This window comes from Brevibacillus sp. NPDC003359, assembly GCF_042878995.1.
Lineage (GTDB): Bacteria > Bacillota > Bacilli > Brevibacillales > Brevibacillaceae > Brevibacillus.
Genome location: NZ_JBIAOR010000005.1, coordinates 188,926 through 207,773 on the forward strand (window position 1 = coordinate 188,926; position 18,848 = coordinate 207,773).

The 18,848-nt window shown below is 46.9% G+C and carries 14 protein-coding genes; 1 reads left to right on the forward strand and 13 read right to left on the reverse strand.

All coding sequences use genetic code 11. The features are described 5' to 3' along the window. Positions 1–241: 241 nt before the first annotated feature. The 7 genes from kamA to speE form a co-directional block, all read right to left on the reverse strand. Positions 242–1,606 (reverse strand): lysine 2,3-aminomutase, encoded by a 1,365-nt coding sequence (gene kamA, locus ACFYU8_RS16610; RefSeq protein WP_390300859.1) that lies wholly within the window; start codon positions 1,604–1,606, stop codon positions 242–244. 164 nt (positions 1,607–1,770) lie between these two features. After that, entirely contained in the window at positions 1,771–3,189 is a 1,419-nt protein-coding gene (locus tag ACFYU8_RS16615) for a sigma-54 interaction domain-containing protein (RefSeq protein WP_390300861.1), read from the reverse strand. Positions 3,190–3,266: 77 nt separating this feature from the next. Continuing rightward, complete coding sequence (locus ACFYU8_RS16620) at positions 3,267–3,659, reverse strand: hypothetical protein (RefSeq protein ID WP_390300863.1); 393 nt, start codon at positions 3,657–3,659, stop codon at positions 3,267–3,269. A gap of 75 nt (positions 3,660–3,734) precedes the next feature. Further along, complete coding sequence (locus tag ACFYU8_RS16625; RefSeq protein WP_390300865.1) at positions 3,735–4,148, reverse strand: YwiB family protein; 414 nt, start codon at positions 4,146–4,148, stop codon at positions 3,735–3,737. Between the two features lie 58 nt (positions 4,149–4,206). Continuing rightward, complete coding sequence (locus tag ACFYU8_RS16630) at positions 4,207–5,448, reverse strand: MFS transporter (protein WP_390300867.1); 1,242 nt, start codon at positions 5,446–5,448, stop codon at positions 4,207–4,209. A 179-nt stretch (positions 5,449–5,627) separates the two neighbouring features. After that, positions 5,628–6,497 (reverse strand): agmatinase, encoded by an 870-nt coding sequence (gene speB / locus ACFYU8_RS16635; RefSeq protein WP_390300869.1) that lies wholly within the window; start codon positions 6,495–6,497, stop codon positions 5,628–5,630. A 19-nt stretch (positions 6,498–6,516) separates the two neighbouring features. Next, the gene (gene speE, locus ACFYU8_RS16640) at positions 6,517–7,350 is read right to left on the reverse strand and encodes a polyamine aminopropyltransferase (protein WP_026043396.1); all 834 of its coding nucleotides are present in this window, start codon (positions 7,348–7,350) and stop codon (positions 6,517–6,519) included. A gap of 196 nt (positions 7,351–7,546) precedes the next feature. Between speE and ACFYU8_RS16645 the strand changes: the two genes are divergently transcribed. Continuing rightward, a complete protein-coding gene (locus ACFYU8_RS16645) occupies positions 7,547–9,598 on the forward strand; it encodes a transglycosylase domain-containing protein (RefSeq protein WP_390300871.1) in 2,052 nt (683 codons plus the stop codon). Between the two features lie 50 nt (positions 9,599–9,648). Here the strand turns inward: ACFYU8_RS16645 and ACFYU8_RS16650 are convergent, their stop codons facing one another. The 6 genes from ACFYU8_RS16650 to ACFYU8_RS16675 form a co-directional block, all read right to left on the reverse strand. Beyond that, positions 9,649–9,906, reverse strand: a complete 258-nt coding sequence (locus tag ACFYU8_RS16650; protein ID WP_390300873.1) for a hypothetical protein — start codon at positions 9,904–9,906, stop codon at positions 9,649–9,651. A 238-nt stretch (positions 9,907–10,144) separates the two neighbouring features. Then, on the reverse strand, positions 10,145–10,642 hold the full coding sequence (locus ACFYU8_RS16655; protein WP_390300875.1) for a YwhD family protein: 498 nt from the start codon (positions 10,640–10,642) through the stop codon (positions 10,145–10,147). Positions 10,643–10,724: 82 nt separating this feature from the next. Beyond that, positions 10,725–11,057, reverse strand: coding sequence for a hypothetical protein (locus ACFYU8_RS16660; RefSeq protein ID WP_390300877.1), 333 nt, complete (start codon positions 11,055–11,057; stop codon positions 10,725–10,727). A 26-nt stretch (positions 11,058–11,083) separates the two neighbouring features. Beyond that, positions 11,084–13,870, reverse strand: a complete 2,787-nt coding sequence (locus ACFYU8_RS16665; RefSeq protein WP_390300879.1) for a lipase/acyltransferase domain-containing protein — start codon at positions 13,868–13,870, stop codon at positions 11,084–11,086. Positions 13,871–13,936: 66 nt separating this feature from the next. Continuing rightward, on the reverse strand, positions 13,937–17,614 hold the full coding sequence (locus ACFYU8_RS16670) for an ABC transporter permease (RefSeq protein WP_391365889.1): 3,678 nt from the start codon (positions 17,612–17,614) through the stop codon (positions 13,937–13,939). Between the two features lie 312 nt (positions 17,615–17,926). After that, positions 17,927–18,826, reverse strand: a complete 900-nt coding sequence (locus ACFYU8_RS16675) for an S-layer homology domain-containing protein (RefSeq protein WP_390300883.1) — start codon at positions 18,824–18,826, stop codon at positions 17,927–17,929. Positions 18,827–18,848 lie beyond the last annotated feature (22 nt).

The following is an 18,848-nucleotide window of genomic DNA, read 5'->3' on the forward strand; positions in this document are numbered from 1 at the left end:
TGTCTTTGGACGTGAAAATCGTTTTTTTCTATCTTATCAGAATCATGGAAATAAATGAATGAGTATTCAGTCAGTTTGTTTATTTTTTTCGAAAAATGAAACGATACTGAGCGACCGCTCATAATGGGTACAACTCGATCTTATCACACAAGTTGCGAATCATCCATCCTCTTCGAAGAGTTGGAAATATTCTTACGAAAAAAGAAACAGCTACCTTCATACGGGTAGCTGTTGATCCTGCTTATTTTCCCGAGGCTTCCTTCGTCTCGGCAGTAGGCTGTTCTTTTTTGGTCTTTTGCTCCGACCGCACATCTGCGAGTGATTTGACCTTGGTGGCCTTGATGCGCTTGTTGCGCGGGAGATCAGTCGGCTCCAGATTGTCTACCTCGTCTTGCATGAGTGCTGCGATACCAACTGCTTTGCCTTTTGCAGCAATGCAGTATTCGCAGTTGTCTTCATCATGCTCATGGTATTGCTTCGGCTCTGGGTAGGAGGTGATCACACCTTCAAAGTTGCGCAGGACGACTTTATCAGATGCTTGCGAAATGATGTAATTCGGGCTTACAGGAATTTTGCCTCCGCCGTGTGGAGCGTCTACTACAAAGGTCGGAACTGCATAGCCAGAAGTATGGCCGCGCAGGTGCTCAATGATTTCGATACCTTTGCTAACAGGCGCGCGGAAGTGTCCGATTCCTTCTGACAGGTCGCATTGATAGATGTAATACGGGCGGACACGGATTTTGACCAGGTCCTGCACCAGCTTTTTCATCGTATTCGCACAATCGTTAATGCCAGCTAAAATAACTGCCTGATTGCCGAGCGGAACACCAGCGTTGGCGAGCATTTCGCAAGCCAGCTTCGCTTCTGGCGTAATTTCTTTCGGATGGTTAAAGTGTGTATTGAGCCAGACTGGATGGTATTTTTTCAGGATATTGCACAGGTTTTCGGTAATGCGCTGCGGGAATACAACTGGTGCACGCGTACCGATTCGAATAATTTCAACATGCGGGATGTCGCGCAGGCTGCTAATGATGTATTCCAATACGCGGTCGTTGATCAACAGACCGTCTCCACCGGAGAGCAGTACATCGCGGACTTCTGGTCTGCTACGGATGTAATCGATACAGGCATCTAACTGTTTCTTAGGCACGCCCATGCCAATCTGTCCGGAAAAGCGGCGGCGCGTACAGTAACGGCAATACATGGAGCATTGGTTTGTTACCAGGAAAAGCACGCGATCTGGATAACGATGCGTCAGACCAGGTACGGGAGAATCGGTGTCCTCGTGGAGTGGGTCTTCCATGTCGTATTTCGTACGAACCATCTCAGAGGACAAAGGTACAGACTGCATGCGAACCGGATCGCTTGGATCATCTGGATCCATCAGATGAGCATAGTACGGTGTGATGTTGAGTGGAATGGTTTGCGTAGAAATACGTACGCCCTCTTCCTCTTCCGGTGTCAGGTTGATTACCTGCTTCAAATCATCGACCGTCTTGATGGTGTGTGTAAGCTGCCACATCCAGTCATTCCATTGCTCGTCCGTGACATCCTTCCAAAGTTCTATCGAACGCCAATCGCGTTTTGTCGCTACTGTCATGTGCATCCCGTCTCCTCTCGTCTTATGGTGAACCCATTCGTTTCACTCAACCAACAAGAGATGCAAGTGCCATGCCAACAAATCAAAAGATTTAGAAAATAAGGAATAGAGCGTTTTGTGAGCGTTTCATCCTGATTTGCGCTTATGTGAGTCTGCCGAATTTTCGGCACTCAACAGGGAGGGACCATCCGCTGAGAGAGCTTATATTGCAGCGTCTGTCTTGGGATGCCCAAGAGCTTGGCGGCACGAAGGACATTGCCTTCCGTTTGCTGCATCGCATCTTTGATCACCTTTTCCTCCACCTCACGTAAAATCTCGGGCAACGTACAGCCTTCCTTTGATAGGAATTGCGGAGAGATAGGCGCTTCTATTTTCTCTGACTGCGAGCGTTCCAGCAAATGAGCCGGAAGATGATCCAACAAAATGATGTCAGACTCCACCATGTTCATGGCTGCTTCGATGACATGTTCCAGTTCACGTACGTTCCCCGGCCAATCATACGCAGCAAACAAACGCGCTACTTCACTGCTGATTCCACGCACATTCATATCGAAAATCCGATTGAATTTTTGCAAGAAATGATCAATCAGCATATCCACGTCTTCTCTGCGCTCACGCAGCGGCGGCAATTCAAAAGAGACGACGTTGATCCGGTAGTACAGGTCCGTTCGCATGACTCCCCGCTCCACGAGTGACTGTGGTGCTTCGTTGACTGCGGCGATTACCCGTACGTCCACTTTGGTCGATTGGCTCCCGCCGATTCGTCTGATCTGACCGTCCTGGAGGACTCGCAGCAGCTTTGCCTGCAAATCGAGCGGCATACTGTTCAGTTCATCGAGAAATAAAGTACCACCATCCGCCAGCTCGAATAACCCTGGTCGATCATCTGCTCCCGTGAAGCTCCCTTTTGTCGTGCCAAAGAGCAAGCTTTCGAGCAGCGAGGCTGGCAGCGCGGCACAGTTTTGTGCGATGAATGGCTTGCTGCTGCGTATGGAAGCCTGATGGATAGATTGGACAAACAATTCTTTTCCCGTCCCAGTCTCGCCGTATATCAACACGGGAGAGGTTGTCCGGGCAGTTTTTCGAGCGCGTTCTTTGAGGCGCTTCATTTTTTCACTCATCGTCAAAATGTCTTCGAAATGGAAAGTCGTCTCATCTACCGTGCGTTTTGTTCGTTTCGGCTTACTAATCTTGGCCTGAAGATCGACCAAGCGCTCCGATAGTTCCTTTAGCTTGCCGATATCCTTCGCCACCTCGACTGCACCGACTAACCGTTTGCCTACTCTCACCGGAAGTGTCGTGTTGATGGTCTCCACACGCATTCCCTTCCAGTTCTTATATGTCTGTGTCTGGTTGTAGATTGATTCGCCACTATCGATGACACGAAGCAGGGTACTCGACTGTCGATCAAGCGAAGGAAAGACTTCCAACAACGGCTTCCCCAATACCTCTTCTGAGGTCAGCCCATCGAGCTTGGCTGCGACGTGGTTGTAAAAAATGGTAATGCCATTTGCGTCTACAACGTGAATTCCTTCATCGATTGCACCCAAGATTGCCTGCAACATTTCTACCGTATCTGACAACGGCATCCTCGCTTTCACTCCTTCCTTCCATCCATGCTGCCAAAAAATCATCACTTCGCCGAATATTCGGCACTTTTACGATATTATCGATTACGTCCCACCTGAATGGCAAGCATTCCGGTATACAGTAAATGTCCCAATACCCAGATGAGAAACGCTGTCAAACTCATCGCGGATTGACTCAACAGGCTAAATGGGAAAAACGCGACAGAGAAACCGAGCATCCAGTACAGCAAGTATCGTACCGATTGGGCTTTTCGTTCCCGCGGATAAAAATGCATGAGAAAAAAGGCTACGATCACACTGATCAACAAGTGTATCAAGAGTTCTACAATAGAGGGCAGGTTTTCCATGCCCGGTACATAGCTGACATCAATTAAAACGGGAAAGGTATTGGTATCAAACAAACCATCTCCAAGCGCCAAAAAAGCAGCAAGACCCAGACCGGCTATTAGTCCATTTACGAGTACAAACATGCTGTATCCCCCTTTCACATCCAGCCGCAAGTACTCCTATTGTACGTGCAAAAAACCGCCCTTGCAAAGGGCGGCTTATTTTCCTAGCACTATTTTCAGCTCATGCTCACCAGCGTACTGCTCATTCATCCACAGCTGATACGCGATTTCTACCTGTACAGGAACCTCTTCTTCGTAGCGGATTCGCAGCTTGTTCGTATGCGTCTCCATCGCAAACGGGCCATAGGGACTTTGATAGGTAGAATGGGTGCTGGCTCCTTTTTCGAATTGCTGTCTGGTTGATACACCACCCTGACGAACCAGCGTAATGGACGTATCTGTCAGCTTCAGTGTCGTGCTTACTTCGCCTACGCCTTCCATCTGCTCTTTGTAGGTCAAGTACCACGCGGATGCTTTTTGCACGCGCTTGCCTTCATAGCTGTGGGTCGTTTCTTCCCAGTTGCCTTCGACATGATGCCGTGCCGTCAATTTCACTTGTATGTCTTGCATGCTGCTTCCACACTCCACTTTCTTTCGCTTCCCATTTATCCCTACATTCTACCCTTCATCACTCTTGTGTGGCAACCGCCGCCTCTGCTTTGGCATCCGCCAGCAGGTATCTCATGGTAGCAGCAATCCCGATCGCCGCAAGCAACAGCAGACCTGCCAACACCAAGTACCCGACTCCTGCCCCCGTATAATCGATCATAGACGTAAATAAACCGATAAGAACCAAACGCATCATCATGCCGATAGAGTTGAAAAAGCTCATCACCCGCCCCATCTGATGCTTTGGCACAACTGTCATATAGAGCGATTGCCGAATCAAGCGGACAGAAGCATTACTCCACCCGTAAAACGTGTACGCCGCAATCAGCGCCCAGCCATACGGCAAAGCAATCATGACGACAATGGCAATCGCGAACAATATAGTATTGCCGATCATGGCTGCCAGTTGCCCCATCTTGCGAACAACGACAGCAACGAGCACACCTGCTGCTACCGCACCCAGCGCATACGTGACCTCGCCTAGCGAATAAACCGAGACACCCGCCTGCAACGTTTGGCTTATGTAGACAGGCTTCAATAAGTTCGTAGCCATAACAGCAATGAAGGGCATGAGTGCCGATATACCAAACAGGAGGAAGCCTTTCTTTTGCCGAATGTACCGCCAGCTTTCCATCAGCTGCCCCGTCCAGGCGACACCCTGGTTTTGCTTCGCTTCTTTTTCCAGCGTGAATGTATACGTCATGGTAGTCAGCAAGGCAAAAGCGAACAAGTACGTAATGGCATTAAAAATAATGACCACATGCAGCCCGTAGGAACTAAGCAAAATCCCTGCAAATGCGCCAGCAAGAACAGATGCCGTTTGTCCTTCGATTTCGAGCAGACTGTTGATGCTGTTGTAATGCTTGGGCTCGAACGTCTCCTGAACTAGTGCGGACTGCGTCGGATAATGAATCTGGTACATAAAGGTCGTCGTCAAATAGATAACGATCAGCATCCACTCGGTGTACTCTCCGAAAAAGCCCCAGATCGCAAGCATGCCAAGTACGCCAAATCCGATCAAGTTTTCTACCAGTAGCATTTTTTTGCGGGAATAACGATCGATGAGTGTACCAATATACGGACCGATGAAAAACATCAGTACCGCTGAAGTAAACATGGTGGAGCCTAGCAACTGAGCGGAGCCCGTCGTTTCCACGAGGAACCAAGCAATGCCGATCATCGTCATGCCTTGCCCAAAACCGGAGAAAAGATTGGAAAAGAACAGCTTTCGAAATGGTGCGTAGGCAAATACTTCTCTCATACAGACAACCCCTTTGTAAGAAAACCTCCGTTTACTCATCAATCATCTCACTATTATGATTGTACTGACAATTCTATACTTTGTAAATAAAAATGTTTATTAATATATTTGAACGTCTACCTCCAATAGAAAAAGCCCCCGGTTCTTATACAAAACCGGAGGCTTTTTCAGTGGATATCTTATTTTACAAAGCTCAAGAGCAGCTCACGAACAATTTTGGATGCCGCGATTTGCGTCATTTCACTGTGGTCATACACAGGAGCAACCTCCACCAGGTCACAACCGATGACATTCGCACCGTTGTTTGCCATGAAGTGAATGGTATCGAGCAACTCACGAGACGTGATGCCGCCTGCTTCTGTTGTACCTGTTCCTGGAGCGTGCGCAGGGTCCAATACATCGATGTCAATCGACAGGTAGATCGGACGGTTGCCGATGGTAGGCAGCACTTGCTTCACTGGCTCCAGTACATCGTATTTGTACAAATGCATGTTTTCTTTTGCCCACTCAAACTCATCCTTCATCCCGCTGCGGATTCCGAAAGAGTATACATTTTTACCGCCAATCAGGTTGCATACCTTTTTGATCGGGGTGGAGTGGGAGTATTCGTATCCCTCGTAGTTGTCGCGCAGGTCGGTATGCGCGTCAAAGTGGAACACGACCATGTCTTTGTACTTTTCATAAACGGCTTGGAATACTGGCCAGGAAACCAAGTGCTCTCCGCCCAGACCCAATGGGAATTTGCCATCTTCCAATACTTTTGCCACGAATGTACGGATCGCATCCAGACTACCTTCCACGTTTCCAAAAGGAAGTGGAATATCGCCAGCATCAAAGTATTTGATATCTTCCAACAGCCTGTCCAAGTACGGGCTGTACTCTTCCAGACCGATGGAAACCTCACGAATACGGGAAGGGCCAAAACGAGAGCCTGGACGGAAGCTCACTGTCCAGTCCATCGGCATTCCGTAAATAACCGCTTGGCTTTCTTCATAATTCCCGTGACTACGGATAAAAACATTTCCAGAGTATGCTTCGTCAAAACGCATAGTTGTTGTTCTCCCCCGATTAGTCGCGGGTCAGCTCAGCCACAAAGTTAGGCAGTTTGAAAGCAGCGTGGTGAACTTCCGCATTGTAGTATTTGGTGCCCAAATCTTTGATTTTCGCTGGATCTACTTCCAACGGATCATGTTGCTTGGAAGCGATGGTGAAGCTCCACAGTCCGGATGGATAAGTAGGGATGCTGCAAGTGTAGAGACGAGTAACCGGGAAGATCGATTTCAGGTCTTTGAACACGCGCTTGATCAGTTCACGATTGAACCAAGGAGATTCGGTTTGAGCAACCATGATACCGTCTGGTTTCAAAGCATCGTGAATGCCTTGGTAGAAACCTTTTTCGAACAGACCTACAGCTGGGCCAACTGGCTCTGTAGAGTCTACCATGATCACATCGTACTCACCTTTGTGGTCATGGATATGTTTAATACCATCGATAACTTGTACATCTACACGCGGATTACCTGTCAATGCACTCGCAATCTCAGGGAAATATTTTTTGCAAGATTCAATGACGCCACCGTCGATTTCAGCCAGAACTGCTTTTTCTACTGACGCGTGCTTTACGATTTCACGAATAGCACCGCCATCGCCGCCGCCTACAACCAGAACCTTTTTCGGGTTTGGATGCGTATTCAACGCGATATGAGAAATCATTTCATGGTAGACAAACTCATCGACATCGGTAGTCATAACCATGCCGTCGAGCACTAACATGCGACCGAACTGCTTCGTATTAATTACGTCGATTTGTTGAAACTCGGATTTCTCACTGTATAGGGTTTCTGTAATTTTCGTTGTTATCCCGTGATTTTCCGTCTGTTTTTCGGTGTACCACAATTCCATATTCATGGCTATGTAACCTCCTTCAATTAACCGCATGAAAATACAATATAACAAGAAAATTATAGTAGCTGTCTTCCAAATTGCAAGATATTTTTCTGACGAGGAAAGTTTAACCAGCTTGCAAGAGACACATACTACTAGTAACGTAGTATGTCCTATTTTATTGATTCAACCGCAGAAAGGAGGAGAGGCACACATGGAAGTCATTCGCGAAGCCCCATTGCTGCGCTATTTGCGTTGGGCTAAGAAATTCTTAAAATTTACCATTCTCAGCCTATTATGTTTCTCTTTTGCCATTTTGCTACTCATTTTGTACTTACGCTCACAACCACTCCCAGAAACGTTCGTGAAGCAAACCACGACAATTTACGCTTCCAATGGAGAGGTTTTGGATACGATGCACCGTGGCGAGAACCGGATTTCTGTGCCACTTGCAGAGATTTCACCAGCATTGCTTGATGCGACCATCGCGATCGAGGATCGTTCGTTCCGCGAACATTTCGGCTTTGATTGGAAGCGATTGGCCATGGCCGCTTATGTCGATGTCATTAACATGGACAAGCGTCAGGGTGCCAGCACCATCACCCAACAATTGGCAAGAAATTTGTACCTCAGTTTGGACAAGACGTGGGAGCGGAAAATCAAAGAAGCCCTGCTTTCGATTCAGCTTGAACTGAATTACAGCAAGGATGAAATTTTAGAGATGTACGTCAATCAGATTTATTACGGGCATTCAGCCTATGGCGTACAAGCTGCTGCCCAAACTTATTTCGGCAAAGACGCTAAAGATTTGACCGTTGCGGAAAGCGCCATGCTGGCAGGCATCCCTAAGGGTCCTACTTATTTTTCACCATTTGTCGATTTAGAACGCGCCAAAGCCAGACAAAAGCTTATTTTGAATGCCATGGAGCGTGACAACCTACTGTCATCGAAGGAAGTAGAGCAAGCCTACGCGGAACCACTCAAGCTGAAGCAGCGAACAAACGAGAATGTAACCGAGCCAGCTCCGTATTTCCGCGATTACATCGCCAATTTGGTAAAAAACAAATATGGGATTGATGAAGAAAAATTTATCCATGGCGGTCTGAAAATCCACACGACCCTTGACCCCGTTATACAAAAAAAGGCCGAGGATATTGTTGCCTCCGTCTTGCCGAAGAATAATCCGAATTTGCAAGCAGCCCTCGTCGCCATGGACCCTTCTACCGGCTATATTAAAGCGATGGTAGGAGGTCGCGATTACAAGGTGAGCCAGTACAATCGCGTGCTGGGCAAGCGGCAACCCGGTTCCTCTTTCAAGCCGATCATGTATTTGTCCGCCTTGCAAAACGGCTATACACCGCTCACTTTGATGAAAAGCGAACCAACTGTTTTTACCTACGATAACAATAAACAGTACATTCCCGGCAATTTTGGTGGGAAATATGCAAACGCACTGATCAACATGCGCGAAGCGATCAAAACCTCCGACAACATTTATGCTGTTAAGACCATTGATTTTCTCGGGCCGCAAAAAGTGGTTGATCAGGCAAAGCAATTAGGTATTACCAGCTCGATGCAAGCAGTTCCCTCTCTGGCATTAGGAACTTCACCTGTCTCTCCCTTAGAGTTAAACGCAGCTTATGTAGCAATCGTCAACAAGGGACAAGCAGTGAAGCCCATTGCCATCACCTCCATCGAGGACAGCGAGGGCAATATTTTAGCCGAGGAAAAGCCAGAGAAAACACAGGTAGCTGATCCTGTTGCGTCTGCTCTCTTGGTGAATATGATGCAAAGCGTATTCGAACAAGGCGGTACGGGATATCGCGTTGCGGGTGAAATGAACCGACCTGTAGCAGGGAAAACAGGATCAACGGACTATGACGCTTGGCTGAGTGGATTCACTCCGCAGCTGGTTTCGACCGTATGGATAGGTTACGACAAAAATCAAAAGGTCGATGATGTAAAGGAAGGCTATCTGTCCAAAAAAATCTGGGCCCAGTTCATGGAAAGTGCGCTCAAAGGTCAGCCCCCAGCACTCTTTGACATGCCAGCTGGTGTTGTTTCTGTCTATATTGATCCTGCTTCTGGAAAATTGGCGACCGAGCATTGTCCGAATCCACAGCTCTTTTATTTCGCCAGTGGCACAGAACCACAAGATTACTGCACGGATCACATCCCGGCGAATGAGACACCGACACCTTTGAAGCCGCCAGATTCTTCAACCTTCTGGCAGCGCATGGGCAGTTGGTGGAAACCGAATAACTAAAGAAAAAAGGACGTTTCTCTTCAGCGAGTACGTCCTTTTTCGTATGCCTATTAACCTTGCGTGCTCTGATTGTCCCCGCCGCCCACGACTCCATCTCCATCGGCAAAAACATGGTCGTTGACGATCGTAATCAGACCGGCACTATCAAGCTGTTCCAATACTTCAAACAAGCTGTCCCTTTTTCCAGCAGGGAGCTTGCGTACAAAGTTGTTTATCTCGGTCGGAGTCACGTGTGTGCGGAAATGGACGCCACCGTGCTTCACAAAATGATCATGCGATTGTTCATTACCACGGAGATCTTCTCCCAATGGGTACCGCCCCTTCCGTCAAACAGTTTGGTTCAATCCTCATTAGTGTTCCGCGATATCCCAAAAACTATGATCAATAAAAGAAAATGTATACACAAACAGGGAAAGAGTGACGGCTCTCTCCCTGTTTGTTGACCTAGTGTACATATACACAGATATGGAAATAAGTTTACCTGACTTCAATTGTGTGAACAATTGATTTCACGATTTGTTCACAGACCGTTCACGATTTCCAACTTTAGGACAAATTTTGCTTCAATTCCTCGGTGGAGTTCTCAAACATGTCCGCGTTATTATCAATCAAAAGCTTTTTCAGAGCGGCTTTTTCCTTCTCGGACAAATCAGACAGCATAATACGTCTCTTCATGGAGTAATCCATGCGATTCACGTGATCTGCCAAAATTTTATATCCCCGACGCGCTTCCCGATCGATTTCCATGTAGCACGCAGTTGCCCCTGCATAGTAAGGACCAACTTCATTGCGATCGACTGTTACCCAAACGAGCCAATAAGGCTTTCCATTTGGTACTTCTTCTTTATTCATCGTCCATTTGATGCCCTTTTCAACTGCACTCTTGGCATGCAAAGCACCCATGTCAATGTACGCTTCGTCCCCATCGATAATGACCGAGGACACAGCATTCAGGTCGAGTACACCTTGACCAAACCCTCCGTGTACATCGGTTTTTCCACTCATGATGGTAAAGCCGCCTTTTTTATTATCAAAAATATCCATTTACATAACCTCCAGCAATCATTCTCCTTCCTTTTATTCTACTCGAAATACGTGCAGTGACGCAATTTGCCTATGTGCCCAGTTATTTATCCATGGACTTTTGGCTGTTTCGTTTTTTGTTTACGAACCGGATGGCTTTTTCGACTCCCCATACGATCAGGATCGTTACGACTGCTGTGTTGACAGCCATGGCAGCTTTCATGACTAACAGTTCACCTAGCATCGTGTCAGAGGGAACAATAAACAGGTAGTACACGAAGCTGATAAAAAGGACACTTAGAAAGATCAACCAGCCTCGAAAGCCTAGCGTGAAGCGAATGAAAGCGGCGATGAGCAAACCGATCAAAGGTCCCGCAAACATCAATGAGAAAATGAAAGGACCGAGTATGAACCAGACAAACCAATTATCATCCATTGTCTTACTCCCTTTGCTTTTGATGGCTACTCATCATGAGAATCCGTAGATTCTTCTACCTCTGCCAGTCCACGTTCATCGAGTACGTAACGTCTGCCTGTTTCTTTGTAACGCTCCGAATCATCTGAAGAGAAACGTTTGATCAGAAAGCGCGCTGGCTCCTCTCCCTCTACAACTACAGGCGGCTGGAATTCCAGGTCTTCACCATCTCGAACATGGATGACAACGATGCGATCGTGGTATTCAATAGACAGATCTTCCCGTACTTCTTTTTTATTGGCATCGAGCGTAAAGTTCTGGCCCGATTTGTGTATCGTCACTTCAGGAAAGCTTTTGTCATCTTGTGCAATGATGTAGTACAGGTAGTCAGCATTTTGATCCGGGGCATTGCGCAATCCTGGTTGTGATTCCTCATCTCCCTGTAGCAGCCGCGTTACTTGGTCGATGACTTCCGGTATGGTCGGCAGCTTGGCGTGTTCACCTTTCACGTAGTAACGTTTTTTCATATCCTTTTGGGCGTAATTGGCACTCATATACGGAACGGTACCGTCCCCAACGCCAGGATCGAGAATCGGGGACCATTCGTTATAAAACGAATCATAAAAGTAACCGAGTAGTGTTACTTGGCCTGTACCCACGATGGAATACTGTGGAACATTGATCGTTTTGTTATCCCACTTTTCATGCATCTTGCCGCCATGTCTGACGAGCGGCGCATAGTCGAGGCGAATATTTTTGTCTTTTAAAAATTCATCGTAGGTGTAGTACTGGATGTTACTCTTTTTCAGGAAGCCAACCGTTTCAAAGTATTTTTTGGAGGGTAACAGCTCGTAAACGGCAGGTGCATAAGAGGAAATCACTTTCCCTGTTTCCTCATCCAGCCAAGGGATCGAAAAATTGTATCCGTGCTTAAGAGCCTGATAGGCCCGTGGAGAGCCAAGGAAGGGTGTGCCCATATACACGACACGATTCACTTTGCGCTGGTAGGACACATTGGATAAGAGTGTTTCTTTTACCAAGAGCCCACCCATGCTATGTGCCACCAAATGTACCTGATTTGCTCCACTTGCCTTCAGTGCAGCATCGATTTCTTCTTTTAGAAGTTGGGCATTTTTGGTGCTGCTGTATCGCCAATCGTACGGCAGTGCAAATAAGCTGCGATGCTTTTTGTACCCTGCCTTCTCCAGTTCCTTCACCATGCTGTAATACTGTTCGGTAAGTTCTTTTAAAAATGGCGCATAGGAAAGATATTCGATCGCGTAAAAATCGTCTTTCTCCGGGTGGATCGTCGCATCACGAACGACTGGCTGTACTTCTACACTATTTGGTTTGATCGGCTCCAGGGAGAGTAGCCTGCGGTGTTTGGGATCATTAATACCAATGAGACTATCGCCAAGTCCCAACCAGATTTCCGATCTCTTTCCATTCTCCTCTACTTCGAGTCGCGATCCACCCACTCCCGGGATTAAGATGACCGGGATCGTTCTGTCACCTATATAAAGACTGTAGGAATTCGCGGTAAATCCCGAGCGTTTACTGGCCATTACCTTGACTTTGTAGGTTCCAGGATAGGCATTGAAAATAATATGCTCATCCGAGTTCTTCGCTTTCTCGGATTTGGCGACTACTTTTCCTGCCTCGTCGAGCAGAAATACATCCATATCCATTCCAGTAGGGATATCCTTGAGGGAGACCTCCACAGTAGAGGAGAGCTTAAAGGATAAGCTATAAAAATCCACATCCGTCTTTGAATGAAGATTTCCTACGATATTTCGGTTATACGCATCAAGCTCGTAGGCCTCTTCCATTGTGTTATTCGGCTCGTATCCATCTGCCTTGCCCCCTCCTTGATCCACAAGAAAATCGGCTCGCAAACGGTAGTAGTAATCTTTTGAAAACGAGCCCTGCTTTCCAACGACCTTGATGTAATACCATTTGTCTTTTTCCAGTGCCAGTCCCTCGATTAACTCAGGCTCATTTCCATGCTGATCAGAACGGGCAAGCTCCCGCTCCTCCTCATCATACACATACAAATCGTAGTCCTCATTTGCCTGAATATCTCTAAGGGATATACTCATCTGCCCATTTGTTGTTCCTCTGATTTTCCAAAAATCAACATCATCTTTGCTGCTAATCTTCCCATGACTATCCTTTCCATCAAATAGCCAGTCCGATTTGCTGCCCAACGTATCATTCGGTTCTACCTCAAAGCGAGCTTCTCTACTGCGCAATTCTGCTTCTTCTGGCTTATTCTCGCCTGAATAATGCGCATAAAATTCCTCTGCCAGCCGCGAAAGCTCTTCATCGGTGGTATCCTGCACCTGTTCTTGTTCTGCCTCTTCTGGCGGGGCTTCGTATTGGTCTTCGATCTCTATTTCGATCAACTCTAATGCTTCTTCCTGATCGGGAGCCATTTCGTCCCAAGGTGCCTTTTTGCTTTTTATTTTCTCTTCCGTCAGCTCTATATGTTCAGGCAACGCTAGCTCCCAGCTACTTAATGGCTCCTCTGAATCATCTATGAACATAGTTATCTGGATAGGACTATCATCCATCGGCATTACTGCAAGGGAAATCTGAGACTCCTCGTGAAAAGAACGGGTTATGCTGTCTCTGTCCTGATTGAAAGACAGCTCGACTTTATCCGGAGTATCCGATAATTGTGCCTGAAAGCGCACCTCTCCCTCTTCGAGCCATGCCCACGCCTCCTCTACGAATATCTCCCGTTCATTTGCCCAGCCCTGCTCCACTGTATTTCCCAAGCATAATGCGAATAGGAGAAGTGCACATAGCAAGCGCCGCGTGATTGTTCTCACAAAAATCCCCCTCATCCTTTTTCTAGCTTTACAGTAGAAAAAGACAGAGAGGGGGTGCAAATATTTTTACTGAGTCGTATGGTTGCGGATTCCTTGTCGTTCCCATGCATTTGCAATAATACGGAAGGGTAAATGATAATCTTTTAGCTCGTGCCCTTGCCCGGAAGCTTTCTTTTGATAGGGAAAGCCTTTATTCACGTCAAAACGAAAGGAAACAGAGTAATAGACAACGTAGCTTGCATCTTTTTGGAAGCCATGTTGTTTATCCCCCATCAAAGGCGTATCTACGCCCACTTCACGAGTTCCTAGCTTGGAAGCAGAATAGGAAGGTCCTCTCCATAGCTGGGGAGTCGCTTGTTGCAAGGTTAACAACGATTGTAACGGCGTTTGGCGTAAGCCAGTTTCTGAAATCCACGCCCGTGCAGATGTCATTACAGGAAACTGGTTGCTCACGGGATGGCGGTGTCGTTCCTGCAGCTCCACTTGTGTCAAGATGCGCTCCCCCGCGTAGTAATCGTTGGGCTGGCTGTTTGGATATCGATCTCTGGCATGGTACGCTGCCCATTCGTCTGTATGGAGAATCGAGCCTGTTGCATTCGGTTCAAACACTTCAAAGGAACGCTCTCCCCCTTTTACCGTAATGGTATAGCGTCCTGCCATTGTTTTGGAAATGTTCTGTGGTTCGCACACCTCTTCATCTTCTTCGTTCATAGCACAGCTCTCGTAGGACAGTTCAAAATCGACTTGATAATCCATCACGATGACAAAGCCGTTGATTTCCGCTTTGTACTTTTGCGATTGCAGGACTTGGCGCCAAGTCGTCTGCGTTGGGACAGTGGTTCCTGTATACACGACCTCTGTGCCTGTAGATGCACTGCTTACCTGCCATTGCATCGGTGCCCCAGGGCCTGTCAGCTTCAAATCAAGCTGCGACGGTGTATATACTGCCATGCTCTTAGCATCTGAAATCCACCCCGGATTCGCAGTGACGGTTATGTTTTTACTATTTTCCCCGCTAACTGCTCTCTCTAATTGTGCTTTGAATTCCGTTATCTTCTGATTGAGTTCCTGCTCTGTTTTTTGGAAGCCTTCGTTTATTTTCGTCTGATCAATGACCACGCGAATCGTAGCAGGCTCACGTTCCCACACACCATCTGCATGTAGCGGCAGTTTTTGTAGCTGTCGACCATCACTGTCATAAATCTCCAAACCAATTTCACCGCCATCAAAATCACCTCCACCACCAGGCGGATTGGGAACTTCTCCACCGACAATCTTCACTGGCCAAGTCGCACGATTGTCCGTCCAGATCGTCTCATTCTCCGGCATAGATTTCGCAGGGTTGATATGGGCGATGAAATCCTCGGATTTTTGCGGATACTTCGTCGGAACCGTGATCTTACGTACCTCGCCCGGCTTGAATTCATCCACGTCCAAGCTGGTTTCCTTTTCTGAGCTAGCCCAGCGAACAGCCAATTTCGTATCATGCGTTAATTTCCCGGCATTCTTCACGTTGAATGTAATTGTCGCATCGGTTCCTGCGGCTTGAGGGCTCTTCGGATCAATTTGAAAGCTCGATTTCACAATAAGCAAATTCTCTCCATCCGGTTTCGGAGAGCCTTTGCCGATTTGCACAAAAAAATGACCGTCGCACCCATCACTCTGGGTTGAATAAAATTGCACCTTGTACAGCCCTTCTAAAAGAAGATCATTTTCATCCTTAGGGAAATACACCCAGTGGCTATTTGTGGAGTTGTTTGAGCTATCGAGTGCTTTTCCGTTTCGCTTTCTTTCCCAGGAGCCTATTGCTGGGTCGAACCATCTCATAGAAAAGTGACTATCATCCGACAAAAACATACGAAACCGAAACTTGTCCGGAATCTCATCTGCTGTTAGTTCAATTGTTTCACCACGTTGAATATCCTTGCTCCACTTTTGGTTGTTTCTATCGATTTCTACTGACGCTAGAATATCCCAGCATTTTTGGTCAGATTCAATAGTAAATCGTACCTCACCCGTGCAGTCCGTCTCAGACTCAAACAGCAGTACGATTTCATCGCCAACATCCACGCTTGCCGGCAACATGAGCCTGAATTGCTCGTTCGCCGCAAGCTTGTCGGTTAACGCTATTTTTCCTCCGGGGTTCTTCCAATACCAAGTACCAGATACCTTCGAGGAAAACGATAGATTGGTATCGTATTGATCTCCGGCCTCCGTAAAGTACTTGATGTATACGGGGTCTTTCAGTGTAAAGCCTGAGCTGACTGACCCATTCATGCTTTCCCCTTCAGGAGAAAATGGCAGAGGTGGTTCGCTATGCACCAAAAACGCCACCTTTTTTTGATCAGCGATTGTGCAGGAAGCATCTTTTACGACGATCGTGATTTCCCAGTTGCATTCAGGTCGCTCCCTCCACTTTGTCCCATCAAAGTTTAGCTTCAGTTTGTATGTTTTTCCGCGCTCGAATTGAAAATGATACGGGTTATGAACATTCTCGTACGGAAGCTTTAAACTGGAGGAAGGATAGGGTCCCCATCTGCCATTGTCATTTTCCTGAACCGGCAAGGTATAGATCTTTCCGTTTGGAAGGGTTACGTCCCACTTGAGTGATGCTTCCGAGCTATCCCCGTATTTGGTTGTGTATTTGGCTCGGAACGTAAGCGTGTCGAACGGCATAATCTCAATCGTTTCACCGTTTCTCACTGCAGATGCCGAAAGTGTAACGATGGGGCATGAGTCTTCGCCGTCTGGCGACTCGACTCTCAAATATTTCTCCCAGCATTCCGTTCCATCCTCACTGATGTAGACGACTTTCACTCGGCCAGAACTCCCCACACTTCCCGTTGCGACCTTCCGATTCCCATTCGCTCCAGGCTTCATGTCATAACCATTCATCGTGTATTTTCCAGGTTTATTGGCATAAAGAGTGATTTCGGCATTTTTTTCGACAGGGATATCTGAACCGCCGCTTGCAACAGCATTGTGGTCTTTTATATCCTTATCGCCAACGACTTGAATGTTCAGCTTGGTTTTTGTCGACCCAATTGAACATGCTGGACCTGGGTCTGGCTTTTCGGGGTCTGGCTTTTCCGGTGGAGTTACATCGCCTACCGTGAATTGTGCTGTGTACGGTGTGGAAACGCTTATGCTGCTTGATCCTTGGCGGCTCCTTTGATGCAGGTCAGTGACTGTTAGCGATACCTCATAGACGCCCGGCTCCGTAGGTCTATATGCTGTATTCGTATAGGTCCACTTGTAGCCTGGGGGACTGCTTGTCTCGTTCACCGTGGGAATAGCCGTGCTTGGATCGTTGAATTTTTGATTAGATAAGATGCTTTTGTATCCACGTCCTGTTGTCTTGTTGATCACATTTAAAGACCATACAAAAATGCCGCGGTCATAGTAAGAAAAGTCCGTGGCATTTGCATGGATCTCAACTGTTTCGTTGAGATTGTATTTGGTTTTGGCGGTGGTTACGCTGCCGCTGGGTTGTGGGGTTGTTCGGAAGTGGCCTACGGAGATGTAGCCGCCTTTGCCGTCGGGGACGAGGTTGTCTCCTTTGGTGTAGCCTGCGCCGCCTGAGGCGGAGGCTAGTTCTGCGAGGTTGTAGGCTTGGTATGGTTTGAATTCTGGAACTTCATTAGCTGTTACCCATTTACTATAAACATTGGCAGATCCGCCAAGTATGTAGTTGGGATTCCCGCCAAACTTGCTGATCCAATAGGGAGCCTCATCTCCGTCCACATAGTACCATCCTCTGTCTGCCTTTTTATGTGTGTCAGCAAAACCTAACACTCTATTACTATCAATAACTCTGTCAATTTCAATTTGCGAAACTGTTGAACCAAGCTGTGCATCAATTTCTTCAATTGAAATGATATCGAACCTCCCCTTTGGAGCAAGCTCTTTATTAGAATCTACAGTCGCAACTGCAATACCGTGATAGTTAGGTGAAGCATCAACAAAATTTGGCTGTAGTGTAATTAACCCACACAAAAGGACAAAGGAAAGCACAGAAAAAGATAATTTTCTGTGCTTAGTTAATTGTTTTCTCAATTACTCGTCACCCTTTTCTATATAAAATCTTCGGGTGTTATTCTTTTGTTCTAAATTAGGTAATTTTGTATACAAGTAGATACCTGCATCAGTTGAATCATTTGTATTTATTACACTAAAAGATAAAGAACTTACATTGCTTAAAGAAATGTTAAAAGATTGGTTATTTAGGAATCCTTCTCTACCATTTTCTTTCGTAATGAACATTGCTTTTATCATAAAATTACTATCACCCTTTGGCACCTTCCCACTAATCTTCCCATTCACAACCTTCAAGCTCTTATGAAACTCATCCGCATACTTCGCCCCCTGCTCAAGCTGCCACTTATCCTTCCACAAATAACGCAAAATCTCGGCCGCTTCCCCTCGCGTCACAGGTAAATCCTCACGAAATTTAGGCTGACCACTAGGCGCAGGCTTCATCCATCCCCACGTGATAAGCGCACCGGTATTAGTTAAATTCGGATTCTTTTCACCCCGAATCGGCTTCCATGCAGCATACACCAGCGCTGCCGTCTCTTCCTTCGTCAACAGTCTGTTCGGCTCTACCTTCACCCCCGCCAAAATCCCCGCTTTCTGCGCCTTCTCATAGCTCGTCTTTGCCCAATGCCCTGCTGGGAGCTGCTGTACGGCCGCTACCTCCTTCAAACCGCGAATGGCTACTAAACTCGCGATAAACTGCCCTTGCGTCATTTGACTATTCGGATAAAAGTTCCCCTTGCTATCCAGCCATAAGTATTTCTTCTGTACACCGAATTCAATTGCTGCCTTTGCTGAATGTAAATTGTAATCCTTCGCTGGTGCAGCAGCTTGTACGATATGATTGTCAGCAACTCCAGTAAACCCTGCCATTGCAAGGACAGATGCTAGTAGGTATGACAACATTGCACGTTTGTTCATGGAATGACCCCCTCTTTATCGG

What these genes read in the sequence shown, in the direction of transcription:
- kamA (WP_390300859.1), bottom strand. Translation starts at nt 1,606, where the DNA reads ATGCACATGACAGTAGCGACAAAACGCGATTGGCGTTCGATAGAACTT.
- ACFYU8_RS16615 (WP_390300861.1), bottom strand. Translation starts at nt 3,189, where the DNA reads ATGCCGTTGTCAGATACGGTAGAAATGTTGCAGGCAATCTTGGGTGCA.
- ACFYU8_RS16620 (WP_390300863.1), bottom strand. Translation starts at nt 3,659, where the DNA reads ATGTTTGTACTCGTAAATGGACTAATAGCCGGTCTGGGTCTTGCTGCT.
- ACFYU8_RS16625 (WP_390300865.1), bottom strand. Translation starts at nt 4,148, where the DNA reads ATGCAAGACATACAAGTGAAATTGACGGCACGGCATCATGTCGAAGGC.
- ACFYU8_RS16630 (WP_390300867.1), bottom strand. Translation starts at nt 5,448, where the DNA reads ATGAGAGAAGTATTTGCCTACGCACCATTTCGAAAGCTGTTCTTTTCC.
- speB (WP_390300869.1), bottom strand. Translation starts at nt 6,497, where the DNA reads ATGCGTTTTGACGAAGCATACTCTGGAAATGTTTTTATCCGTAGTCAC.
- speE (WP_026043396.1), bottom strand. Translation starts at nt 7,350, where the DNA reads ATGGAATTGTGGTACACCGAAAAACAGACGGAAAATCACGGGATAACA.
- ACFYU8_RS16645 (WP_390300871.1), top strand. Translation starts at nt 7,547, where the DNA reads ATGGAAGTCATTCGCGAAGCCCCATTGCTGCGCTATTTGCGTTGGGCT.
- ACFYU8_RS16655 (WP_390300875.1), bottom strand. Translation starts at nt 10,642, where the DNA reads ATGGATATTTTTGATAATAAAAAAGGCGGCTTTACCATCATGAGTGGA.
- ACFYU8_RS16660 (WP_390300877.1), bottom strand. Translation starts at nt 11,057, where the DNA reads ATGGATGATAATTGGTTTGTCTGGTTCATACTCGGTCCTTTCATTTTC.
- ACFYU8_RS16675 (WP_390300883.1), bottom strand. Translation starts at nt 18,826, where the DNA reads ATGAACAAACGTGCAATGTTGTCATACCTACTAGCATCTGTCCTTGCA.